The sequence below is a fragment of the Novosphingobium sp. ERN07 genome, assembly GCF_012641335.1.
GTDB lineage: Bacteria > Pseudomonadota > Alphaproteobacteria > Sphingomonadales > Sphingomonadaceae > Novosphingobium.
On sequence record NZ_JABAID010000004.1, the window covers coordinates 166,267 to 190,443 of the forward strand.

Below are 24,177 nucleotides of genomic sequence, written 5' to 3' on the forward strand. Positions count from 1 at the left end.
CTTGCGGACTGGGCTTTCATCGCAGTTGTCGGCGACAGCCAAGCGCAAGTTCAATAGGCTTGCACGACTTGCCCACAGAGGTGCTCCCCAGCATTCAATCGGTAACGCCTCTTCGGGACTTTTGGGCCGCCGGGCGATCTGGAGGCTCTCTGCCGCCAGGTCAGCAGACAACCGATACGGCTTCGACCTGCCGACCCGAGCTCACTTGTCTGATTGTAGTTCTGTGACCCAGCCGAAACATGCGTCATCATGAAGGAAGTGTGCATTCATGACATGTGATGGACCGCTCAAAGGCCTTCGCGTAATCGAATTTTCCGGAATCGGTCCTGCACCATTCGCAGCAATGCTGCTGGCCGACATGGGGGCTGATGTCATCAGAATCGATCGGCCAAACGCGCCAATTGAATATGTCTTGGCACGCGGCAAACGCTCAATCGCGCTAGACATGAAACAGGCAGCGGACCGCGAAATGGCCATTGAGCTGATCGGAGAGGCAGAGATTCTGATTGAAGGATTTCGACCTGGCGTGATGGAACGCCTTGGGCTTGGTCCGGAGCCCATGCTCGCGACCAATTCCAAGCTGGTCTACGGACGTATGACAGGCTGGGGACAATATGGACCATTGGCGCAGGCCGCAGGCCATGACCTCAATTATATTGCGATCTCGGGAGCGCTTCATGCGATAGGATTGGCCGAGGGTCCGCCGCTTCCACCTTTGAACCTCGTGGGCGATTTCGGTGGTGGATCACTCTATCTCGTCATGGGCCTGCTCGCGGCGCTAAGCCACGCGAGGGCGACTGGACAAGGCCAGGTAGTCGATGCCGCAATGAGCGACGGAGCGAGTTCACTGATGGGTTTGTTCTACGGGCTCAAAGCCCGCGGCGAGTGGAACGATGCGCGATCTGCAAACTTTCTCGACGGAGCAGCGCCTTACTATCGCTGCTACCGTTGTGCCGATGGGGGTTGGGTATCCATTGCCGCAATCGAACCTCAATTCTGGGCGCAGCTTCGGGAGCGGGTTGGGCTTATCGACCCGCTCTTTGACCGTCGAGATGACACCGCATCGTGGCCGGAGATGTCTCAGGCTCTTGAAAATATCTTTGCGACGCGAACCCGAGACCAATGGTGTGATTTACTCGAAGGGAGCGACGCTTGCTTTGCACCCGTTCTGTCTTTGAGCGAAGCTCCATTGCATCCCCACAATCAGGCACGCGGCACTTTTACCTCTGACGCGCAAGCGGCTCCGGCACCTCGCTTCTCTGTAACACCCGCGCGCAACGGCGACGACCCGCCCCTCACTGATGCCGACCGTGAGGCCATCATACGGGACTGGCTACAAAGATAATACTTTTAAAAACCACAGTAGATTTCATACAGTTCGAAATAAAATTCGATATTCTTATCCCTAATAAGGCTTGAATAAATGCTATTATTCCTGATATTATTCATTTCGCGATTGCGCAATCCGGGCAGTTTATAATGTCCATACTGTAGATTTATTTCCCTTAATCTCACCAATAATTATCCACATATTGGGGGATTCCGGAGGAATTTCCAGCCAGCAACACACAAGATGTTATCGCCACCAATCTCTTCCAAATCCCGCGCTTGTGTTACTCTCTGTAGCGCCAAGCCCACAGGCTTTTCTAACGCAGGGCGCTCTATGCAGACTCTTTCAGGCCGCACTAGTGAGATTCGCACCGGCATCGGTGTCAGCTACGGCTCTACGCAAAGCACTGGCGACCCTTTTCACGTCGTCACCAAGCTCATGGGCTATTCCAATGACGGGCCTCACCACGTCTTTATCCATGTCGCGGATGGTAATAGCGGTCACGGCGGTCCAACGATCTGCCGCTTGTCGATAGCAAGCGTCAGGCTCTCGCTCGATTTGAGTGAAATACCCGGATCCCTTTTAAAATGCGAGCCCACGGTCGAATCGATCGGCCCAACCCAGAGCGTAGATAATGTCGCTGCGAATGCCGGCAAAATTTCCTACTTGCTCCAAGCCTGTGTCGGACTCCGGTATCCGAGCGTCCTTAGAGGCCCACCACTGGCCCAACAAAGTAGGACGGCATGAAAATCGCCATTCTCGGCAGCGGCGTTATCGGTGTGACATCTGCGTGGTACCTGGTTCAAGCCGGCCATGAAGTCATCGTCATCGACCGTCAGAGCGGCCCCGCTCTTGAAACGAGTTTTGGCAATGCCGGTGAGGTCTCGCCAGGCTATGCCGCCCCTTGGGCCGCGCCCGGCATACCGATCAAGGCGCTGCGTTGGTTATTCATGAAGCATGCGCCGCTGATCTTGCGTCCGCAACCCAATATGGCGATGCTGCGGTGGATTGCTGAAATGCTAGGAAACTGCACCCATAGTGCCTACGCGACCAACAAAAAACGAATGGTTCGACTCGCAGAATACAGCCGCGAGAAGCTGATCGAACTACGCCACGAAACCGGCATTGCATATGACGAGCGCAGCCGGGGAACGCTGCAACTCTTTCGCGAACACGACCAGTTCGACGGGATCGCGAAGGACATCGCCGTGCTCAATTCGGATGGCGTTGCCTTCGAAGTGCTAGACCGACAGGGCTGCATCACCGCCGAACCAGGCCTTGCCTACAGCAGCGAGAGCATCGCGGGCGGTCTGCGCTTACCCAATGACGAGACGGGAGACTGCTTCAAATTTACCAATGCACTTGCCGATCTCGCGAAGGCAAAGGGCGTCACCTTTCTCACTGGTTGCACGATCCGTCGCCTCGCCACCGACATGGGTCGAATTACCCATGTCGAAACCGATAAGGACAATATCCGTGCCGACATCTATCTTGTCGCACTTGGCAGCTATTCGCCGTTGCTACTCTTGCCGCTCGGGCTACGTCTGCCGGTATATCCGGTGAAAGGCTATTCCACTACCATCCCAATTGTCGACGAAAGCCGCGCGCCAGTTTCGACTGTGATGGACGAGAGTTACAAGGTCGCTATAACGCGGTTGGGCGACCGTATCCGCGTCGGCGGCATGGCTGAGTTGTCAGGCTATTCTTCGAATCTGCCCCAAGCGCGGCGCAACACGCTAGACCTTTGCGTCGGCACGCTGTTTCCCAGTGCAGGCGACCTCAGACGTGCCAGCTTCTGGAGCGGCCTCCGGCCAATGACTCCGGACGGCACGCCGATCATCGGTCCGACCAAAATTCCAAATTTGTTCCTCAATACCGGCCACGGCACGCTTGGCTGGACGATGGCCTGTGGATCAGGGCAGATCATAGCCGACCTGATTAACGGCAAGCGCACCGCAATCCAAACCGACGACTTGGCTGTCAGCCGCTATCAGCGCGGTTTATCCCGGTCCTAGCTAGCTGCGGTCCCAGCCTTAGACTATCCCAATGGAACAAGCTCACCTTTGGTCCCACCCTATTGGGCGTCAAGCCGAGCGCCGAGCCTCAGCGCCCTGATTAGGTTGAGGTCGCTGGTGCTATGACGATGGCATGTGATGATGCTGGCGCTAGCCGGGTAGCGCGCCTCGACGTGTTCACCGGCTTGGGGCGGCGGTGCGATCGGCTGCCGGAGGTAAATGCGTCGATCGTGGCAGAGAGCCTCTCCGGGCAGGAGACCATCTGCTCGGTCGTGCGGCGCCATGGCATGAGCCCATCGCAGCTGTTCACCGGGCGTCGGCAACTCCGCAAGCAGATGGAGAGCCGGGGCGCATTTTTCCGGCACTCGTTTCTGCCGTGGTCGATACTGGTTCGGCCGCCAAGTCCGCGCCTGCGCCCAGTGGGCGAAGAGAGACCCACGCCCGAAGGTGAGAGCAGTGGAACTGGAGATCGCCGGCTTGGCGGTGAAGATTAGCCGCGGCGCCGATGCCGGAGTGATTGATGCGGCAATCGAAGCGCTCAGGCTACGCGATGATCGGGCCTGCTGCCGATGCGCGTGCTGAGCGCGCGCAGAAGCATATCTGGGAAGCTATTCCGGCATCTTGCAGGTCGGACGGGCACAGCGGCTACGCCGCGCTCGCCAGACTAAGCCAGCAACTCAGCCTCGCATTCTGCTGGTCGCACGTGATACGCAAGTTTTACGAAGTGGCTGACAGTTTGCCGGTCGCGACCGAGGTGCAGCGCCGCATCGCTATACTATACGAGCTTGATGACGAAGTTCGCGGCACCTCCGCCAGTAGCGACGCGCTATTCGCAGAGAGAAGGCCGGCATCATCGTCGATGAACGGCGCATCTCCTCCGAGGCGAGGCTCCGTCAGATCAGCGCCAAGAGCAAGTTCGCCGACACCATCCGCTACGCGCCGCCCCGCCGGACCGGACTGTCGCTGTTCCTGAATGAAGTCCGTGTCGAACTTGACTCTATTCCGTCGAGCGGCCGATCCGGCCGCTGGCCCTCAATCGTAAGAATGCACTCTTCGTAGGCTCCCACAAAGGCGGCAACAACTGGACTGTGATCGCCAAGCTCATTGAGAACTGCAAGATCTTGGGCGTAAACTCACACACTTGGTTGACTGAAACGCTCGCCAGGCTGGCCAGCGGCCATACAGCAAACGCCGTTGGTGAACTCATGACATAGACGGGCGCGGCGTGAGGAGAGCGCTTACGAGCGAGCGGCGGAGCTCGAAGGTTTGTCGGTCGACGAGGTGACGTTCTTCGGAAAAGTGATTGTGGCCGAAAGCCTGTACCTAAGCGACTTTCTGCAGCGACATCGTCTGTCGAAAGGGCAGCATAGCCCGCTGTCGTCGTCGGAACGGCGGGTGTAAGTTTTCCGCGCCGTAGTTAATGCTGACCGGCTTCGCGCAACTCCTCATTTCCCAGTCCTCGCGCAGGGGCAGAACGTAGGCCGTCGGTCATGACAACCTCGGCCTACCCCTGTTGCTTGAGACTCTTCATCATCAAGGTCAAACTAGGTTTCGTGGACAAAGGGTATCCACTGTAGGGCCGCGACAAGATTGACGAAGCCGAGGTATGATTCTTGGGTTTTGTCGTAGCGGGTGGCAATTCGGCGCCAGTTCTTGAGCTTGTTGAGCAGACGCTCCACGAGATTGCGCCAACGGTACTTCTCGCGGTCGTGTGGCACCGGGTTGCGTCGGTTGCTCTTGGCGGGAATGACGGCTTCGATGTCAGCTGCAGCCAGATCCTCCCGGATGGCATCGGCGTCATAGCCCTTGTCTGCGAGGAGGGCCTCGATCCTGTCGGCGATCATACGGAGCAAAGGCCCGAAGCCTTGAATATCGTGGCTTTGGCCAGGCGTCAGCACGAACCCGAGTGGGCGACCTTGGGCATCGCATCGCGCGTGGAGTTTGGTGCTGAAGCCCCCTCGCGATCGGCCAAGAGCCTCGGCTTCCTGAGTCCCTTTTTTATGCCGACTGCACAATGATGTGCCCGGACCACAGTGCTATCGATCATGTCGGCGGTGACGTCTCGCCCCACCATCTCTGCGAGTGTCTCCAGCATCGCGTCAAACACGCCGGTCGAAACCCAGCGCCGGTAGCGCCGGAACACGCTGTTCCATTTGCCATATTCGTCAGGCAGGTGACGCCACTGCGAGCCTGTCCGGGCGATCCACATCATACCTTCGAAGTACCGCCGATTGTCCTGCGCTGGACGGCAACCGCGCCCTGTCTCAGGCGGCAGCAATTCCGAGATTATCGACCACTCGTCGTCCTTCAATCCAACCCGCTCGCCCAATGCCGCCTCCAAAAGACAGCTTTGAATCAAACAGCGGGTCTGCTGTCAACCTTTGTCCACGAAACCTAATGATCGATGCTCGGGCTTGGCACTTTGCCTTGGCCACGGTCGACGACGAAATCTGTGAAGGCAATGAATCACTCGTCGAGCTTACTCGCGCTCTTCCAGGACTTGTAAATGCGGCCAATCGGTCGATGGCATCAAAGTTTCTCTAGTCACTGCTGCGCGATCTTGCGCGTTGCTGGCGAGACATTCTTCCTGCCGCGGGCGCCAAAGGCCCGCTTCCCCGTCCATGGCCTGACGGCGGGGTCTTGGACTCCCCAGAAGGGGGGGTCTGACAATCCTGTCGCCGTCTTTAGGTCGCTCGGCGCGCAGCGCGAAGCGAGGTCTCGCGATGCATGCCGCATTTCATTGGCAATCTTGTGGCGGGGTTTGCCGACGGCTTCGCACGCATGGGCACGCACGCGAGCTAAGTTCTTGATAGCCGGTCTAACGGCAACAGGCTAAGAGCGAAGTTGGAGAAGTGCTGCGCGACGACCGTTGCAGCTGCATAGCAGATTTGCATACCGCCATCATCGCTGGTTCAAAGTGACGTAATTCCTACCAGATGTTGCTGATCTATTTTGTAACAAGGAAGGTCTTTGGATCGGTATAGGCCATCAATCCCTCGATCCCATTCTCCACCCCCATGCCCGATTGCTTGCGCCCGCCGAAGGCTGCGAAGGGTGACAGGGCGAGCCCCTCGTTGATCCAGACATTCCCAGTATCCATTCGCTCAGCGATCCGCATGGCGGCGTCCATGTCGGCGGACCAGACGGTTCCGGCCAGCCCCATGTCGGTGTTGTTGGCTTTGGCAATCGCATCTTCGACATCCGTAAAGCGCACGAGCGGCAAGATCGGCCCGAACTGTTCCTCCTGGACGATACGGCTGTCTTCGGGCGGATTGTCGACCAGCGTGACGGGAACAAAGAGGCCATCTCCCTCTGGGGCTTCCCCCTGGAGCAACTGGTAACCGTTCGCTTCGCAATCGGCGAGCAAGCCCTTGACGCGGTCGTACTGCGGCTTGTTCTGGATCGGCCCGAGCGCGGTGCCCTGCTGGCTGCCATCACCCATCGGCACAGCCAGCGCCAGCTTTGCCAGTTCATCGCGGAACGCATCGTAGATGTCATTGTGGACATAGGCCCGCTTGGTCGCGACGCAGACCTGCCCGCTGTTGGTGAAAGCCGACCAGAACAGCTTTTCCGCCGTTTCCGGGACGTTGACGTCCGGCATGACGATCGCCGCATCGTTGCCGCCCAGTTCCAGTGTCAACCGCTTCAGCGTCGATGCCGCGTTTGCCATCACCCTGCGTCCGGTGGCGGTCGAGCCGGTGAAGCTGACCTTGTCGAAGCCCGGATGCGACGTCATCAGCGGCCCCAGTGCATCGCCGCCGGTGATAATGTTGAGCACCCCGGCAGGCACGAAGTCTCGCACCAGTTCGCCAATCCGCAGCACGGTCATCGGCGTGAACGGCGAAGGCTTCAGGACCAGGGTATTGCCGGCCAGCAAGGCAGGCGCGATCTTCCAGATCGACAGCACGACCGGAAAATTCCACGGCGAAATCCCGGCCACCACCCCGATCGGGACATAGCGGGTGACCTGGCGGCGGCCCGGCCCGGCCTCGATCTCGCGGTCGGGCAGGGTCAGGCTGGCGGTTGCCTGACACCACTGCGCGGCCGCCATGACCTCGAACTGGGCCTGCTCCGCCGGCTTGCCCTGCTCGCGGGTGAGCATCGCAGCCAGTTCCGCGGCGTTGGCAGCGATAGTCTCGCCGATCCGGTTGACGATTGCCGCGCGGTCGGCCCAGGCCGTGTCACGCCAGGCGGGGAAGGCGCTGCGGGCCGCGGTGATGGCCGATTCAAGCTCTGCCGCTCCGGCATCTGGCACAGCGGCGAAGACCTGTCCGGTCGCCGGGTTGCACACATCGAGGCTGTTAGCGGACGATGCAGCCTTGCCGCCGATCGTCATGGTCAGGATGTCTTGGGTCACAGTCAGGTTCCTTCAAGCCGGGAGTTCAAGGATTACCTTGACGCATTTGCCGGAATGGCTGTCGGCAATCGCCTGGTTGATCTGGTCGAACGGGTAGATGGTCGAGAACCGCTCGATCGGTAGCTTTCCGGCAGCGTGCAGCGCGATCAGTTCGGGCAGGAAGGTATCGGGATCGCTGTCGCCTTCGATGATCCCCTTGATCGTGTAGCCATAGGTAATGGCCGGCACGATCGGCAGTGGCAGCGCCGCATCGAGGCTGCCGGGCACTCCGACCAGGCCCAACGCGCCGTGCGGCGCCAGCATGCCTAGCGCGGCGGAAATCGCCCCGACATTGCCGCTGGTGTCGACCACGTTGTTCGCGCCTTGCGGGAGGATGGCCCTGACCTGTTCGGCAGTGTCGCCCGTAGCCGGATCGATGGCATGGTCCGCGCCGAGTTCGAGCGCCAGTTGCCTCCTGGCCTCCTGCGGTTCGATCATGATGATCTTCGAACAGCCCGCGATCTTGCCGCCCAGCACGGCGCTGAGGCCCACGGCGCCGGCCCCGAGGACGACCAGGTTCGATCCGGCCTGCGCCTTTAGTGAGCGCAGCACCGCACCTACACCGGTCTGGATCCCGCAGCCAAGCGGCGCAAGGCTGGCAAGATCGGCCTCGTCTGGCAAGGCCACCACATTGCGTTCGTCGGCAATGGCGTGCGAGGCGAACGACGACTGCCCGAAGAACCGGGCCGAAACCTGCCCTGTATCATCGTGGGCGCACGAGCTCCCGTCAGCCCGGACGCAGGCAAAGTTAAGCGCGACGAATTCCTGGCAATAAGCTGGATCGCCGCTGTGGCACTGGCTGCACCGCCCGCATGAATTGAAAGTCAGCAGAACCTTCTGGCCGGGCCGGACCTTGGTCACCCCTTCGCCAACCGCTTCGACCACACCCGCGCCTTCGTGCCCGAGGATCAGGGGAAAGGGTGATCCCATCGCGCCAGAGGCGAAAACCATGTCCGTATGGCAGATGCCTACCGCGCGGATCCGGATGAGCACTTCGCCAGCGCGCGGCGGATCGAATTGCACTGTTTCGATTGAAAAAGGCTGGTTCGGTTCGCGCAAGATTGCTGCCGTGCCTTGCATCACCACTCTCCTGGAATTGTCGTCACGCCTACTTTTCCAGTTCGACCGGCGTTCGGCCCCATACTTTTGTTTTGGCCGAACGCGCAAGCATGGACCTATTCACTCCGTCGAATGCTGCTCCGCCGGGCCACCTGGTGCCGAGACCGGCGACGGCCAGCGCATGTGAGGGACTAGAATGACCGAAGCCTATATCGTTGACGCTGTCCGCACGGCTGGTGGCAAGCGAAACGGGAAGCTCGCCAATTGGCATCCCGCTGACCTCGCTGCCGAAATGTTCAACGCTCTGATCGACCGCAATGCTTCGCTTGATCCGAAGGCGATCGACGATGTCATTCTTGGCTGCGTCATGCAAGCCGGCGAACAGTGCTTTGCTTTTCCGCGCAATGCGATCCTTGCCTCGCGATTGCCTTCGACGACACCTGGGGTGGCGGTCGACCGCCAGTGCGGATCATCGCAGCAATCGCTGCAGTTTGCGGCGCAGGCCGTAATGTCTGGAACCCAGGATGTGGTGATCGCGGCAGGTGTCGAGAGCATGACCCGGGTGCCGATGTTCTCGAACTTCTCCCTGCACGAGAAGGAAGGGATAGGCACCGGCCCGCTGAGCCCGCGCGGCAAGGAACGCTACAACCGTACAACGCAGTTCAGCCAATTCGAAGGGGCCGAACTGCTCGCGCACAAGCATGGATTCAACCGAGAGGCGCTTGACCGCTTTGCGCTGGAAAGCCACCACAAGGCTGCGGCCGCCATCGAGTCTGGCGCATTCGACGACGAAATCGTGCCCATCGATGTAGGTGGTGAATTGCACAGAGTCGACGAAGGCGTACGGATGGATGCGACGCTTGAGGCAATCTCGTCAGTCAAACCTATGCGCGAAGGTGGTGTTGTTTCAGCTGCCAATGCCAGCCAGGTTTGCGACGGGGCGAGCGCCGCGCTGGTAGTAAGTCAGCGTGCACTCAAGGAGTTCAACCTGACCCCAATTGCGCGTATCCATAACCTGACAGTGACCGCGGGCGATCCAGTCATCATGTTGGAAGAGCCGGTTAATGCGACCCGCAAGGCCTTGCTGCGTACTGGCATGTCAATCGGCGACATCGACCTCTATGAAGTCAATGAAGCCTTTGCACAAGTGCCACTGACGTGGCTGAAGGAGATCGGCGGCGATCCCGAAAAACTCAACGTCAATGGCGGCGCCATAGCTCTCGGCCACCCGCTGGGAGCGTCGGGAACAAAGCTGATGGCGACCCTGATCAACGCGCTTCATGCGAGAGGCAAGCGCTGGGGGTTGCAGACAATGTGCGAGGCGGGAGGTGTCGCCAATGTAACCATCGTTGAGGCGCTCTGATTGATGCCAATGCCACTATCAGTCACCCTTATGATCGCGTCCTCCAGTGATGCCATTAAGCAAGGCGCCTCTCGTGGTAGCATTTGCCACCCCGCCATGTCGAATTCATCAGCTTCGCCTCTCACCTTCTCTCCTCCCTTTTCAGGGGAGAAGCGATCCTTCGATCGATGCAGGGGGCACTTCGGCCGGGATAGCGTTCATCCAGATACAGCCTGGATAAGCCTCATCACTCAGCGCATCATGATTAGCAGTGGTCTTTCGCGAAGCTCCTGTCATTAAGGCTTCGATATCACGATGATTGGGGTCGAGCTTAGCGTATTCACACTCGGCTCACTAACCGATCTACACCGAGGCAAGACCGAGCGAGCGAGCGCGATGGATTGCTGCGGTCCGGTTGTTCACGCCAAGCTTGCTGTATAGATTGTAAAGGTGCCACTTAACCGTGGCTTCCGACATGGCGAGCCGCCCGGCAATTTCGCGATTGCGCAAGCCCGCTAGCAGAAGTTCCACCATCAGCTTTTCCCGGGCGGTCAGCGGCTCGAGCGGAGCGTACATCTCGTCGTTGGGCTTGGCGATCTGACTTTCAAGACCGAGGCGCGCTTGCAAATTCTGCAAGAACCCAAGTTCGTTCATCTGTCCGCCGAGACTTTGTTCTAATCTGGCCAATGTCGCCGCTACCAGCGGACGGCAAAGCTGGGCATCGTCGAGGAAGATCTGGTTGAGCCCCCGGTCACGCGCAACCGACACCGCGTCGAGGAAGGCACGGACCGCCTTCACGCTGTCACCCTGGTTGTAGTGGACCGCAGCCTTGAGGATCAACGCCTGAACCAACCGCAAGTTGCGCCCCCCGTGCCGCGCGGCGCTGATCAGGCCGGTCAGGATGCGCAGCGCCTCGTTCCAGGCCTGGTCCGCTATAGCCACCCGGGCCGAAACGATCTGGCGCAGTTCCTTGACGCTGGGCAGGTCGGGATCACCCTCGTCGGGGCGCCGTTCGCCCAGTGGCTGGACTTCTGTGATGCCGCTTGCCTCCTCGATCGCCTCTTCGCTGCGACCGGCCCGGAACAGCAGCAGGACCCGCTCGTACCGCAAGGTAAAGGCAAGGCGCGGGGCATAGGCCTTGGCCAGGCCGGCCTCCATCTTGCGGGCCAGCGTCAGTGCATCCGAAGCGCCAGCCCTGAGCGCGGTCACCCGCAGGCAGGCCGCGAGGCCAAAAGCGGCGGTTTCGCTGACCCCATGTTCGGCCAGCATGTGGAGGTTTTCATTCACCAGCGCTTCGGCACTGTCGATTTCGCCCAGATGATAATGGGCAGCTGCGGCAAGCAGAGCCAGGGTCGATGAGATGTTGCTTGGTGCCTTGGGAGTTTCAGACCAGCCCGCCCCCAGCGCTTCGAGCCGGGCGAGCACCTGGCGCGGTTCGCCCACGACCAGATCCATCGTCATCCCGATCCCGCAGACCCAGGCATTGCCATAGGCGCTGTCGCTGTCGGCAATCGCCCGTTGCGCCAGATCGAAAGCGCGCCTGGCGGCGGGAACATCAAGGAAGGCGAGCGACGAAAGCACTAGGCTGCAGGCAACGGTCGCGCGGTCGAACGGATCGGCACTTGGATTGCTGCTCAGCCAGTCGCTGGCCGCGCGCCGTGCCGAAAGCATGTCGTCCATGAAAGTCGCCGACAAGGTATCGAGCAGCCCGATCTGGTTCTGCAGGCCCGCATCAATTTCGCCCCCGCTACCGATCTGCGCATTGCGGTGAAGGCTTGCGACCAGGCTGGCGGCCTGGCGATAGCGGCGGGCGAAGAACATGGCCCAGGCTTGCCAGTAGAGCAGCGTCGAATCGTCTTCGATCATGCCCTTGGGAAAGCGCGACAACAGCTGCAGGAAGGTCGCAAGATCGCCGCGCACGGACACAAGTTCCGGCGCCAGCCTGGCAAGAAGCGACCGCGCCCGGCCGGCATCGCCCGAAAGCAGCGCCATATCGATCGCTTCGGCCAGCTGATCATTCGCCTCGTACCAGCGTCCGGCCGCGCTGCGCATCTCGGCCTGTTCCTGACGGGGCAAGCGATCGAACTGCGTCAGCAGGTACTGGCGGAAGATCGGATGATAGCGGAACCAGCCGCTGTCGCTTTCCAGTCTGACGATGAACAGGTTGTTGCGCTGCACCTGTTCGATCATCTGGGCGGCGTCGGCGCGGGGAGCAACCGCTTCACACAGCGCAAGGTTGAACTGTTCCAGAAAGCAGGTCGCCACCAGGAAATCCTGAACCTCGCGCGGCTGGCCGCGCAGGACTTCTTCCGAGAGATATTCGGCGACGTCGGCATCGCGTGAGGAAATCTCCTCAAGCAGGCGCTTGGTGTCGGCCCCTTCCTTCAGGGCGAGCAGGAACAAGCGGATGGCGACGGGCCACCCTTCGGTCCGCTCCAGCACGCCAGCCAGATCGGCGCCGCCGCCATCCGGCATGACCGTGCGGGCCAGCGTGCCAAGCTCGCTCTTGGTAAAGGCCAGGTCCCGGACGCGAAGTTCTGCGACCCGGCCGGCCAGCATCAGCTTGCGCGTGGCAAAGCCCGGCTTGACGCGCGAGGAGATCACCAGGTGCAGGTATGGCGATTCAGTCGCCAGCAGGGCTTCGATCAGCGCGTCGGTTTCCTGCGACTGCGCCAGATGATAGTTCTCGATGATGACGGTGAGATCGGCCTTGCGCCGATCGAGGCCAGCAGCGATCAGGCTGGCTGATAAGGCCCCGCTGGCTTCAAGGCCGAGGCTGTCGTCGGCGGCCAGACCGCCTTCAGCAGAACTCACGTCCATCAGGAATGCGGCAAGCTTGCGGGGTACCACGTCGGTGCGGTCGCAGTTGTACCAGTATGCGCCGCCCTTCGCCGCTCCAAGCGCCTCATGAAGCGAGGTCAGCAAGACAGTCTTGCCATAGCCAGCCGGGGCGACAGCTAGCACAAGATCCTTGGACTGAACGTCAAGAAGGAGCTGATCGATCAGGGCATCCCTGCGAATCAGGTCACCGCCCGACACCGGCGGCGCGGTTTTACCTCTGGGGTAATTCAAGCTGGCTACCCTGCGCTCCACATCCCGACCCTGATGGCGGATTATAGTCGCAGATGCACCCACCACCCATACTTTTGTATGGGTGGTGGGCAATGCGCTCCAGAGGATCTAGTGCCTCGCCAGTTCCTTCGTCCGCGGCGACAGCCCGAAGGTTGGCGGCATCAGCGGGTCTTTGGCCATGATCTCGTCGCCGCGCAGCTTCATGATCTTGATGTAGTTGTAGAACGGCGCGGTGGGATAGAGGTGGTGGATCAGGTGGTAATTGTGGTTGGCCATCAGCGGCGAGAGAATCCACTCCCCGCCCATCCGCAGCGCGGTCGCCTTGTATTCGTTTTCCTTGGCATAGGTCTCGAACGGCTGGTGGGTCAGGAAGCTGAACACCAGCACGAACAGGAAGGAACTGATCCGGGTCGGAATGAACCACAGCATCAGCAGTTCCAGCCCATAGCCCAGCCAAATGATCAGCGCGCAGGTCGCGAGGATGAAAGCAACATAGGCAAACAAGGCCGGGTACTTCCGGCGTGCAAAATCGCCGCCCTTCTGGAAGAACCACTTGGTATAATAGTAGTCGAAGTTGAGCCAGCGCAGCGGGAACCACAAATCCAGCTTGTGCGCGTAGCCATCCGGATCGCGCTCGGGATCATTGGCATATTTATGATGCGCCATGTGGATGTAGCGAGCCACGTCCATCGGCGCGAGCGGGGCGAAATAGACCAGGCCGATCCTGCCGAGCAGCTCATTGACGAACTTGTTCTTGCTCACCGCATTGTGCGAGGAATCATGGACAACGCTGAACAGGTAGTACGCGGTAACCCCGTTCACGATTGCACCCAGCCAGAGCGGAAACCCATGGGCGATGGCGGCGTACCAAACCCCGCCGATAATGCTGGTGCAAACGACGAACAGTGCCACGGTCGGCCATGCTACCTTGGGGCAGGACCGCAACGCATTGAACTGGGCAGCTGCATTCTGCGGTAACGTGGACATCAGACTCTCCTGGACCAAGTGTTTCCGCATCAATGCCTGCCCACGATGGGCAGCGCCTCGACGAAAGTTTGGCTTGTCGATTTTTCCGCGCGGCCTGGTCCTAGCCCACTGCCCTGTCCCGACCCTTCCAGAAGGGTTCGCGCAGTTCGGTCTTCAGGATCTTTCCGGCTCCGGACAGCGGCAGGCTGGGCCTGACTTCCATGCTGCGCGGCACCTTGTATCCGGCGATCAAGGCCCGGCAATGGGCCTGGAGTGCCTCAAGTGACAGCTCACTACCTGGCCGCAAGACCAGGGCGACATGCACGGCTTCACCCATCTGCTCGTGGGGAATCCCGATCACCGCATTGGCGGCAACGGCGGGGTGGCTGGCGACGGCATTCTCGACCTCGGCGGAATAAATGTTCTCGCCGCCCGATATGATCATGTCCTTCGCCCGGTCGACGATGAAGACATAGCCCTCCTCGTCCATCCAGGCCATGTCGCCGGTATGCAGCCAGCCGCCGCGCAAGGTTTCGGCGGTTGCTTCGGGCATGTTGTAATAGCCCTGCATTACATTCGGCCCCTTGACGATGATTTCGCCAATCTCGCCGCGCGGAAGCTCGCGGTCGTCGGGATCGACAATCTGGAGATGGACATCGAAAGTCGATCGCCCGGCCGCGCGCAGCCGGTTCGGGCCATCATTGTCCACGACATGCTGGTGCCAGGGCAGCGCGCAGATGAAGGCCGCGCTCTCGGTCATGCCATAACCCTGAGTCAGGCGCACGTCCGGGAAGGCCGCCATGGTGCGCCGCAGCAGTGTTTCGGAGGCGGGTGACGCGCCGTAGAGGATGTTACACAGGCTCGACGTGTCGAAATTCCCGATCGCAGGGTGATCGACGATCGCCTGAAGCATGGCCGGAACCACCAGCGTGTCGGTGACCCCAAACCGCGCGACATGGTCGAGCACAGCATCGGGACTGAAGGCGGGGAGCATGACATGGGTGCAGCCGCGCAGGACCAGACAGGTGGTGAGCAGCATGTCGGCAAGGTGGAACATCGGTGCCACGTGCAGCCCGACTGCGCCCTCGTTGAACACGCCCTCGGCCAGCATCGACAGGCCGGATGAGCACAGATTGGCATGGCTCAGCATCACGCCCTTGGGCCGTCCGGTGGTGCCGCCGGTGTAGAAGATGCCCAGCAGGTCATCGCCGCCAGCCCCTGCGTTCTGCAAAGGCTCCGCCGCTGCAATCAGCGCGTCAAGGCCAGGAAGGTCATCCGATTCCTCGGTCCCGCCCATCAGGAAGATATGCTGCAGACCGGGGCATTGCTCCCGCAATGTGGGAACCAGCGCGGCATGATGCTGGTCGACCATCAGCGCCACACAGCCAGCATCATTGAGAGAATAGGCTATCTCGGCGGGGCTCCAGCGGAAGTTGACGGGCACGATCACGCCGCCTGCCCAAGCCGTCGCCAGATAGACCTCAAGGTAATGATCGCTGTTGAGTGCCAGCACCGCGATGCGCGCACCTTTGGCAAGGCTCCGGGATGCCAGGCAACCGGCCAGCCCGGTGACCCTCTCATAGAGCTCCGCGAAAGTCTGACTGCGGGCACGGCAGATCGTCGCCGTCACGTCCGGATGGTGCTGGACGGCTCTTTCGAGACCTTGTGTGAATTGCATGGGTTGCCTCCTTCCTGTCCGCCGGCCGTAAATGCACTACTACAGTGCGCGAGGCGCTGCTGCCTGCTTGTCCGATGCCCAATCAGCTATCATTGCCTCCGCTGCCCGGTCCTCGGGGATTGTCGCCCGGGTTCGTGAAGACCGCGGCGCGGGCGCAGGATGAGCAAACCCGTCGCGATCGACGTAGGTGCCACGGGACTTCATATGGGGATGCTGTCCAGCCTCGCGGAAATCAAGGACGGGGGCGAAGCACGCGTCGATACCTTCGATCTGGTTTGCCCATTCATCCCTGGACTTGGTGAGAAACTTAGCCGCGAACCATGCACAACGGTCCGGCCAATTTGTGGTGTCGTGTTGGTCCTTGACCCATTCGGCAGGTGCGCCAACTGCTGCAAGCAAATGCGAATAGAATTGCGGCTCGATGGCTCCGACCGCGATTTCCTTACCATCCTTGCAAAGATAGCAACGATAAAATGGGGCCGCGCCACCCAGCATGTTGGCCTCGCGATCAAGCGAGATTCGTCCGGAAGGCACCAGCCCTGCAAACATACTCATGATCGATGCGACACCATCGACTATCGCGGCATCCACCACCTGTCCAAGACCAGACCGCTCGCGCTCCCACAAGGCAGCCATGATGCCGAAAGCAAGGAACACGGATCCACCGCCAAAATCGCCGATCAGATTGAGGGGCACTGTCGCCGGTTCGCCCGGCTTCCCAACCGCAGCCAGCGCGCCCGTCAGCGCGAGATAGTTGATGTCATGGCCTGCCATACGCGCCAACGGCCCATCCTGACCCCAGCCGGTCATCCGCGCATAAATCAACCGCTTGTTCAGCGAACAGGCGTCGTTGGGACCAAGACCAAGCCGTTCCATCACACCGGGTCGGCTCCCCTCAATGGACACGTCCGCCTGAGCGATCAACTCGAGACTCTTAGCCCGTCCAGCTTCCGACCGGATATCTAGGGTCAGGATTGCCCGCCCGCGATCTGCAACGGGATTGGGCTGATCGTTACCGTTAGGCCGATCAATACGCAGGACATCGGCTCCCAAATCTGCCAACAACATTGCACAGTGCGGACCTGGTCCGATGCTCGCAAATTCAACGACCCTCAGTCCAGCAAGGCGTCCGCTCGTCATGGCATGGCCCTTCCTGGCGAAGTCGCCGGCGCAATCGGGTTGAACTGATCAATCAGGACTTGATGATGAACCATCTTGCTAAGTCCAATACCTTCGGGGGTGGCCAAGGTAGTTTGAAATTGCGCATCCGCTTAATCGCGATAGACGGGCAGGCGCTTCTCTGCATAAGCCAGCAATGCCTCTCGGTGATTATGCGAAGCGAGAAGTCCTTGCTGCTCGGCAGCTTCGGCCAGGAGCAAGTCGGGGTCGGATGCTCCCGCGGTTGCTGCATTTGCCAGACGCTTTGCGGCTTTGACCGCGTCCGGGCTGGACGATGCAATTTCTTGCGCAAGTTCGCGGGCGGCCGTCAACGGGTCTGCCGCCAATCGGGTCGCCAAGCCAAGCTCCAACGCTTCCTCGCCCGAAACTATTTTCCCTGAGAACAGCAAGTCGCGCATCACATCCGTGCGGACGAGCTGACGTAGCAACACTGTGCCCGCCATGTCGGGGATCAGTCCCCATGCGATTTCCCGGATCGACAACCTGGCATCCGGCGCGACGATGCGGATATCCGCGCCCAAGGCCAGTTGCATTCCGCCGCCAAGCGCGTGCCCCTGGATCGCCGCGATGACCGGCACGGGTAATTCGCGCCATTGCATAGCGACATGCTGAAAAAGGTTTGCATCGCCATGGGTGCGCGCCGCCAGGTTTGACAGGATTTTTGTTCCGCCTTGGGCCAGCGCATCAAGGTCAATTCCAACTGAAAAGCTGCGTCCGTTCCCGCTCAGGACCACTGCCCTCAAACCCTCTTTTGCCGCGAGCGTGTGACCGGCTTTGACGATCAGGTCGAAAGTCTCGAAGTCAAGTGCGTTGAGTTTCTCGGGGCGGTTGAGCCGAACTTCGGCGACCCCATCAAGAACAACCAGTTCAACCCGATCCGCCAATGTTCCGCTCCCGATGTAGCTTTCAGGCTTCACGCCAGCGCCGGATGCCTGTGGTAGCGATTGATCGAAGCGCGTCGAGTTCTGGCCAACCAAAAGTATGGTGTGGCTCCATCCGATCCTACCCTAGTCGGGGTCACAGTTCTGATGGGAAGCCCTCGACGCATGATCACCGACACATTCAATCCCGAGGTTCTGCGCAGCCAGGTGGCTTTCATTACGGGAGGCGGCAGCGGCATCAATCTGGCGATTGGCAAGGCGCTCGCCCGGTTGGGAGCCAACGTCGGCATTTGTGGGCGAACGGCCGAGCGGCTCGACGCGGGGCGGAAGGAACTTGAAGCGGCCGGTGCCAAGGTCTTCGCGGCGGTTGCCGACGTCCGCGATGACCTGGCCGTGCAAGCTGCCGTTGCGGCTTGTGGCGAGGCGCTGGGGCCGATCAGCTTCGCGGTGTGCGGGGCCGCCGGCAACTTTGTCGCGCCGGCCGAAGCCATTTCGCCCAAGGGCTTCCGCACCGTGGTCGAGATCGACCTGCTCGGCGCATTCCACGCCGCACACGCCTGTTTCGAGCAGCTGCGGCAGACACGAGGGAGCCTGCTGTTTGTCTCGGGCGGGCAGTCCTATGTGCCCTTCGCCTATCAGGCCCATGTCGGCGCGGCCAAGGCCGGGATCGACAACCTCATGGCAAACCTCGCGCTTGAATGGGGGCGTTACGGGATCAGGGCGAACAGCATCGTGCCCGGACCGATCGAAGGCACCGAGGGCATGAACCGGTTGGGTGGGGACAACGCCGAAGCCATCTGGAAGGCGATGACGCCGCTTGGCCGGATGGGGACAATGGAAGATGTTGCCAATGTCGCGGCGTTCCTGGCCACGCCCCTCGCGTATTACATTTCAGGCGCGCGCATTGCCGTTGATGGCGGGCAGAACCTGACCGGTTCACACGTTTTCAACCGGGCAATTGGCGATGCGCTGGATGCAGCGAAGGGGGAAACGGCATGAACTTCGTAAAGATAACCACCGTCCTGCTCTCGTTGATTGCCTTGCTGACCGGAGCGATGGACGTGATCGTGGGAGTGGCCGGGCAAGCCAACATCGGTGTCGGCACAGCGGCAGTGGCTCCGTTCGATCCAGTGCTCGACAGCCAGGTCCGCTTCCTTGGCGCGGTCTGGCTTGGGCTCGGCGTGATCCAGCTGGTCTGCCTTGGTGACTTGCGCCGCTACGGTCTCATTCTCCAGCTTTGCTTCGCCTTCGTGGTGCTTGGCGGGATAGGACGGGCGCTGTCCCTGCTGCAGGCGGGTCATCCGTCGAGCGATATTGGCACCGCCTTCATCGCTGTCGCCTTGGCCATCGAACTCTTGCTGGTGCCACTTGCATGGCTGGCCTTCCGTCGCGGAACATTGGCCGCCGACGAGGGCTTCGTTCGATGACCAAATGGCAAGCAACCAACGGCAACAAAGAACGGAATGTTCGTCAACGCCATCAACGCCCGATCCAGAGGGAAATCGCTCTTTACCGCGCCAAAAACAAATGCGGAACATTGACTCAAAGGAAAAGGTCGTGAGCCGAGTTTTCAAAGACGCCCGCAAGGCAGCCTATTTCAATCCTGAGGGAGCCGATAAGCCGCTTCGCAGCCCCGTGCCTCTCGACACGCTCAGGGCTGCCCGCGCCTATCGCAAGCGGCGCTTGGTAGACCAGGTTATCAAGCATGATTGTGCGGCCATCCTGCTCTTCGATCCGGTCAACATTCGATATGCGCTGGATGTGTCGAACATGCAGTTGTGGGCGACGCACAACCCGTTCCACTATGCATTGGTCTTCGCTGATGGCCACGCGATTGATTTCGAGTATCCCGGTGCCGAGCATCTCGTGAACGGACTCGAGACAGTCGATGAGATCCGCAGCGCCAATCCGTTCTTCTATATGTATTCCGGTCCCTATCTTGAGGAACGGGCGGGGCAATGGGCTGCGGAAATCGCCTCGGCAGTGCGCGAGCGTGGTGGTGGCAACCTCAGGCTTGGCACCGACAAGCTCGAACTTCCGGGCGCCGATGCGCTGCGGCGGCAAGGGCTGACGTTGGTCGAAGGCCAGCAGATGACCGAGCAGGCCAGGCTGATCAAGAGCCTAGATGAAATCGAACTGATGCGCTGGACGATTCGAGTGTGCGAAGCAGGAATGGCGCGGATGTATGAGCACTCGCTCCCCGGCAAGACCGAGCAGGAAATCTGGGCGGAACTTCATTACGAGAATATCCGATCAGGTGGCGAATGGCTGGAAACGCGACTCCTGACTATCGGAGAGCGCACCAATCCTTGGTTTCAGGAATGTTCCGACCATGTCGGCAAGTTGGGGGATATGCTTGCTTTCGACACCGATATGATAGGACCCTATGGTTATTGCGCGGATCTTTCGCGATCCTGGACCATCGGCCACACACGGATGACCGATGAACAGAGCACGTTGTACAGCACCGCACTCGAACAATTGCTCCACAACACCAACTTGATCCATCCAGGCATGGAGTTCCGGGAGTATATGGAAAAGACTTGGCGAATTCCCGAACGCTTCATGGCCAACCGCTACTCCTGCGCATTGCACGGTGTCGGCATGGCTGATGAATATCCCGGCGTACCCTATGCTACCGACCCAGCCGACCTGTTGCCTGGCCGGTTTGAAGACGGCATGGTCTTTTGCGTTGAGAGCCTGATCGGCGAGCAGGGAGGACGTGAATGCGTCAAACTGGAAACCCAGGTTCTCGTGACACCCAACGGCACAGAACGGCTCGACAGTTTTCCATGGGAAACACGGTGAGCGGTCAGACTGCTCAGCTTTGCCCTGATTGCAGCCAATAGTATACCAACATGGGCACGGGATGGTGTGTTTGGTGATTTACATCGCGATAATTCGCAACTAGCAACTATTTTGGTATACTAGGACCAAGGGCAGCCATGGCAAACACCAACGCAGACTGGACGCATCGGGCAGCAAGAATATTGACTGGGCCACAGAGCAACCTCGCGCCCGCATTGCCGATCGCTCCCATTTTCGCACAGCGCGCGGCTGGCCACCGCATCTTCGATGTGGAGGGTCGAGATTATATCGACCTCGCCCTGACCATGGGGCCGCTGATATTCGGTCACGGACACCCCCAGTGGATCTCAGCCGTCGAGGCGCAGCTGCGAACGCTGCCCTCGCCCCTGCCCGGCCAGTTCTACTCCCCGCTCGAAGTTGAACTCGGCGAGCGGATGACCAGCGCGATCCCCTGCGCAGAACTGGTAAAGTATGGCCTGTCCGGTTCCGAAGTTGTCCAACTCGTGTTTCGTCTGGCCCGGGCCTTCACCAGCCGTCCCTATGTGCTCCGTTTCGACGGTCACTATCACGGCTGGATGGACAGTGTTCTCGGTGGATCAATCAACCCCGACCCAGACGCACCGCCACACCCAATCGATCTTCCGGGAACTGCGGGCGGCTTCAATACGTCTACCGAAGGTCGATCACCGGTGGCACTCCTCGACCAATACAAGATCAAATGGAACGATGCTGATGCTCTGGAAGCGGTACTGGAGCGATACGGCGACCAGATCGCTCTGGTACATATGGAACCGATCATGTGCAACTTCGGTGGTTGCCCGCCCCGCCCGGGCTATCTCGAAGCGGTTCGCAAGCTGTGCGACCGCTTCGGTGTTCTGCTGTGCTTCGACGAAGTGATTACCGGTTTCAGGGTCGATCTGGGCGGAGCGCAGAAAGTGTTCGGGGTCACTCCCGATCTGGCCACCTACGGCAAGGCGATTGCGGCCGGCCTGCCCTTCGCCGCCGTGGCCGGCCGCGCCGATGTCATGGAATTGCTCAGCGATCGCCGGGTCGTGGGAGCTGGCACGTTCAACTGCTTCCCGCTGGGCATGGCCGCCGCAATCGCAACCTTCGACCTGCTGGCCGAAGACGACGGAGCATGGTACCGCAATGTCGACCGCATCCAGGCCCGCTTCAGGGAGGGGCTGCGCGAAATGGCTGCCGCGCACGGCCACGACGACCTGTTCCTGCAAGGACCGCGCGGCCAGATCTACGTCGATTTCCTAAAGGCGGATGTTGCCTATTCCCCGACCGAACTGGAAGCCGCCGATGCAGCCCGACGCGCCGCCTTCCGCGTGATCTGCATGGAGGAAGGCCTGTCGATCGGCGCCGGCAGCCGGATCTACATTTCCGGGACAATGGCAGAGGATGACATCCGCGAAGCCCTTGCCCGCCTCGACAGGGTATTCGCACGCCTGCCCCGGCCGGCCGGCTGACTTTCCGGTTCCGAGCAGAGCGCAGCCCTGCGGCATCAACCGGCGATGGGGTGGATGTCGGTTTCCAGCTCGATGTCCGACGCCGGTCGGGCCGTGCACAGCAAGACAGTTCCGGGATCAGTGGGCGCAGTCACGCCGGGCAGATATTCGACCTTGCCTGCGACAAGCCTGGCCGCGCAGGCCCCACATGCCCTGTAGCGGCAACCGTTGGGGGCCGCATAGCCTGCCGCTTCGATCCATTCCAGCAGATTGCTGGCATCGCCCCAGGCCCCTTCAAGTGTCGCATTGACCTTTACCCCAAAGGAGCCGGCCGAAGCGCTTCCGGCCTGGAAGTGAGCCTTGCCGGCGGGAATGAATAGCTCGCTGGTCCATCTGGCGTCAGCGACCCCGTGCGCGCGCAGCTGGCCGCCAAGACGTTCGACAAAACCGGGAGAGCCGCACAGCATGATTCTGGCGCCCGCGCCGAAAAGGGGACTTGAAACGAGCCTGACTGCATCCAGCCTGGCCTGGCTAAAGGCAAGGCGCTCCTCGCTGCAGCGCGGCGCCTTCGCCAGAACATCGATCTGAAGGTTGGGCAAGAGGCGCAACGCCGATTGCAACTCACCTTCGAAGGCGAAGCCTGCCGGAGTATCCGTGCAGTGAAACAGATGGATCGGACGCGTCGGCCGCAGCGCGATCGCGCTGCGCAGGATACTGAGGAACGGGGTTATCCCGACTCCCACACTGGCGAGAACAAGCGGGCTGGAATCGGCGGGATGGACCGCGAAACTGCCCATTGGCCCGTTTATCCTGAGAGCATCACCAACCTTGATCCGATCGACGAGCATAGCAGTGAAGCCCGCATCGCGCGATGGATCGCGGCGGACGCTGATCCGGCAGGCCGTGTCTGCGACCCCGCTCGATAGCGAATAGACCCGCGAATCCCCGCCGCCCGGCATTCGGACAATCACATGCTGGCCCGGCAGGAACGGCAACAGCGCGCCATCTTCGGGCTTCAACCAGAACGAGGTAATTTCCGCCGATTCCCGGATCACTTCTGTGACGCGCCACAACCGGTCGCCGCGGGGGGGCTGGGAGCGGACGCTTCACGACCCGGTTGTGCGAAGGCGGGGATATCATAATACCTTCGTTCTCCCAGGTTCGGTTCAACGCCGACTTCGGCCCCGCATTCCAGCATTCCGCCCCGGATCACGCGGGCATAGACCCCAAGCACATGGCCGGTCTTGTCGCGCAGCCTCGACGAAACCGCGGGATTGTCGGGCAGGTCGGGCTGTGCATAGCGCGGCATGGCGCAGCGAACGGTCGCCTGGGTTATCGCGATCACGGCATCGCCGATGCACAGGCGGTGCCCGATCCAGGCCCGTTCCGGCCAATCGGCCAGCGTGTCGCAGTCCAGCACCAGGTTTGCCCGATAGCGTTCCAGACGTGCGATATCGTCCGAACCGCCGGCCAGCTTCTCCAGCGATTGCCGGGTCACGACATGCAGGGGCGCAACATCGAAATGGCTGCCTGGCCAGGTGACATACTGGCGCAGGACCAACCCGACTTCGTCAGGAACATCGGCCTTGGGAAGTTCATCCTGGAGCGACAGTCCGAGCAGGCGCTTGACCCCGTCGGGATTGAGCGGCACCCGTCGCCGGTAGTGTGCGTCATCTTCCATCAGGGGCAGCAGGCTTACTACCCGGCCGAGCTGCGCGCCCAGCAGCGCGGAGGCAAATGGATCGGCCGAATCGATCAGGTCGCCCGCCGTGGTGACGATCATGACACCGCCGCTTTTCTCGTCATACCGGGCCTGCAGGCCCAACATCACGGGAAGGCGCTTGGCGCTCAATATTTCCCCATTTCCCTCGTCGCGCAGACACAGAATCCGGTCGCCGGGCAAGCCGGCCGTGTCGAGTCGCGAACGGATCAGGCGTTCGCCGCCGAGTGACTTGACCGGATAGCGCCACAAAGCATCAAGCGTTCCAACCTGCATA

At 60.7% G+C, this 24,177-nt stretch carries 19 protein-coding genes and 2 pseudogenes; 11 read left to right on the forward strand and 10 right to left on the reverse strand.

What is annotated here, in order from left to right; all coding sequences use genetic code 11:
- The first annotated feature begins 268 nt into the window (after positions 1 to 268).
- The 6 genes and pseudogenes from HGI47_RS08080 (at position 269) to HGI47_RS23070 (ending at position 4,559) form a co-directional block, all read left to right on the forward strand.
- Positions 269 to 1,345, forward strand: a complete 1,077-nt coding sequence (locus tag HGI47_RS08080; RefSeq protein ID WP_118074303.1) for a CaiB/BaiF CoA-transferase family protein — start codon at positions 269 to 271, stop codon at positions 1,343 to 1,345.
- 728 nt (positions 1,346 to 2,073) lie between these two features.
- Positions 2,074 to 3,345 carry a D-amino acid dehydrogenase gene (locus tag HGI47_RS08085; protein ID WP_118074304.1) on the forward strand — a complete coding sequence of 424 codons (1,272 nt, stop codon included), beginning with the start codon at positions 2,074 to 2,076 and terminating at the stop codon, positions 3,343 to 3,345.
- Positions 3,346 to 3,473: 128 nt separating this feature from the next.
- On the forward strand, positions 3,474 to 3,839 hold the full coding sequence (locus HGI47_RS23065) for a transposase (protein ID WP_168852281.1): 366 nt from the start codon (positions 3,474 to 3,476) through the stop codon (positions 3,837 to 3,839).
- Positions 3,802 to 3,927, forward strand: coding sequence for a hypothetical protein (locus HGI47_RS22895; RefSeq protein ID WP_255460727.1), 126 nt, complete (start codon positions 3,802 to 3,804; stop codon positions 3,925 to 3,927). The genes HGI47_RS23065 and HGI47_RS22895 overlap by 38 nt, the downstream gene beginning before the upstream one ends.
- Positions 3,896 to 4,404: pseudogene (locus HGI47_RS08095) on the forward strand (transposase). Before HGI47_RS22895 ends, HGI47_RS08095 begins: the two are co-directional and overlap by 32 nt.
- A gap of 29 nt (positions 4,405 to 4,433) precedes the next feature.
- On the forward strand, positions 4,434 to 4,559 hold the full coding sequence (locus HGI47_RS23070; protein WP_158453971.1) for a transposase domain-containing protein: 126 nt from the start codon (positions 4,434 to 4,436) through the stop codon (positions 4,557 to 4,559).
- Between the two features lie 330 nt (positions 4,560 to 4,889).
- On the opposite strand, the pseudogene HGI47_RS23075 reads toward HGI47_RS23070, so the two are convergent.
- The 3 genes and pseudogenes from HGI47_RS23075 to HGI47_RS08115 all read right to left on the reverse strand — a co-directional run bounded on the left by HGI47_RS23075 (position 4,890) and on the right by HGI47_RS08115 (position 8,764).
- Positions 4,890 to 5,704 (reverse strand): annotated as a pseudogene (locus tag HGI47_RS23075) (IS5 family transposase).
- A 588-nt stretch (positions 5,705 to 6,292) separates the two neighbouring features.
- Entirely contained in the window at positions 6,293 to 7,702 is a 1,410-nt protein-coding gene (locus HGI47_RS08110; RefSeq protein ID WP_233497660.1) for an aldehyde dehydrogenase family protein, read from the reverse strand.
- Between the two features lie 12 nt (positions 7,703 to 7,714).
- Positions 7,715 to 8,764, reverse strand: a complete 1,050-nt coding sequence (locus HGI47_RS08115) for an NAD(P)-dependent alcohol dehydrogenase (protein WP_346766773.1) — start codon at positions 8,762 to 8,764, stop codon at positions 7,715 to 7,717.
- Positions 8,765 to 8,996: 232 nt separating this feature from the next.
- Here HGI47_RS08115 and HGI47_RS08120 point away from each other — a divergent pair, with 232 nt between their 5' ends.
- The gene (locus HGI47_RS08120; RefSeq protein WP_118074308.1) at positions 8,997 to 10,163 is read left to right on the forward strand and encodes an acetyl-CoA C-acetyltransferase; all 1,167 of its coding nucleotides are present in this window, start codon (positions 8,997 to 8,999) and stop codon (positions 10,161 to 10,163) included.
- A gap of 342 nt (positions 10,164 to 10,505) precedes the next feature.
- Here HGI47_RS08120 and HGI47_RS08125 read toward each other — a convergent pair whose 3' ends face one another.
- From HGI47_RS08125 to HGI47_RS08145, 5 genes are all read right to left on the reverse strand, one after another.
- Positions 10,506 to 13,214 (reverse strand): LuxR C-terminal-related transcriptional regulator, encoded by a 2,709-nt coding sequence (locus HGI47_RS08125; RefSeq protein ID WP_162896103.1) that lies wholly within the window; start codon positions 13,212 to 13,214, stop codon positions 10,506 to 10,508.
- Between the two features lie 108 nt (positions 13,215 to 13,322).
- Positions 13,323 to 14,201 (reverse strand): fatty acid desaturase, encoded by an 879-nt coding sequence (locus HGI47_RS08130; protein ID WP_118074310.1) that lies wholly within the window; start codon positions 14,199 to 14,201, stop codon positions 13,323 to 13,325.
- Positions 14,202 to 14,301: 100 nt separating this feature from the next.
- Complete coding sequence (locus tag HGI47_RS08135) at positions 14,302 to 15,858, reverse strand: class I adenylate-forming enzyme family protein (protein WP_118074311.1); 1,557 nt, start codon at positions 15,856 to 15,858, stop codon at positions 14,302 to 14,304.
- Between the two features lie 39 nt (positions 15,859 to 15,897).
- Positions 15,898 to 16,998: a CaiB/BaiF CoA-transferase family protein gene (locus HGI47_RS08140; protein WP_118074312.1), complete on the reverse strand. Its 1,101-nt coding sequence runs from the start codon at positions 16,996 to 16,998 to the stop codon at positions 15,898 to 15,900.
- A gap of 131 nt (positions 16,999 to 17,129) precedes the next feature.
- Positions 17,130 to 18,014: a crotonase/enoyl-CoA hydratase family protein gene (locus HGI47_RS08145; protein ID WP_240950076.1), complete on the reverse strand. Its 885-nt coding sequence runs from the start codon at positions 18,012 to 18,014 to the stop codon at positions 17,130 to 17,132.
- A gap of 69 nt (positions 18,015 to 18,083) precedes the next feature.
- On the opposite strand from HGI47_RS08145, the gene HGI47_RS08150 reads away from it, so the two are divergent.
- From HGI47_RS08150 to HGI47_RS08165, 4 genes are all read left to right on the forward strand, one after another.
- Positions 18,084 to 18,917: an SDR family oxidoreductase gene (locus HGI47_RS08150; RefSeq protein ID WP_118074313.1), complete on the forward strand. Its 834-nt coding sequence runs from the start codon at positions 18,084 to 18,086 to the stop codon at positions 18,915 to 18,917.
- Positions 18,914 to 19,345 (forward strand): DUF4345 domain-containing protein, encoded by a 432-nt coding sequence (locus HGI47_RS08155; RefSeq protein WP_054123150.1) that lies wholly within the window; start codon positions 18,914 to 18,916, stop codon positions 19,343 to 19,345. Before HGI47_RS08150 ends, HGI47_RS08155 begins: the two co-directional genes overlap by 4 nt.
- Positions 19,346 to 19,475: 130 nt before the next feature.
- Positions 19,476 to 20,726: a Xaa-Pro peptidase family protein gene (locus tag HGI47_RS23080; RefSeq protein WP_205525207.1), complete on the forward strand. Its 1,251-nt coding sequence runs from the start codon at positions 19,476 to 19,478 to the stop codon at positions 20,724 to 20,726.
- A 137-nt stretch (positions 20,727 to 20,863) separates the two neighbouring features.
- Positions 20,864 to 22,201 carry an aspartate aminotransferase family protein gene (locus tag HGI47_RS08165; protein ID WP_118074315.1) on the forward strand — a complete coding sequence of 446 codons (1,338 nt, stop codon included), beginning with the start codon at positions 20,864 to 20,866 and terminating at the stop codon, positions 22,199 to 22,201.
- Positions 22,202 to 22,236: 35 nt separating this feature from the next.
- On the opposite strand, the gene HGI47_RS08170 is transcribed toward HGI47_RS08165, so the two are convergent.
- Entirely contained in the window at positions 22,237 to 23,235 is a 999-nt protein-coding gene (locus tag HGI47_RS08170) for an FAD-binding oxidoreductase (protein WP_168852282.1), read from the reverse strand.
- On the reverse strand, positions 23,232 to 24,176 hold the full coding sequence (locus HGI47_RS08175) for an MOSC domain-containing protein (protein ID WP_255460709.1): 945 nt from the start codon (positions 24,174 to 24,176) through the stop codon (positions 23,232 to 23,234). Before HGI47_RS08175 ends, HGI47_RS08170 begins: the two co-directional genes overlap by 4 nt.
- Position 24,177 lies beyond the last annotated feature (1 nt).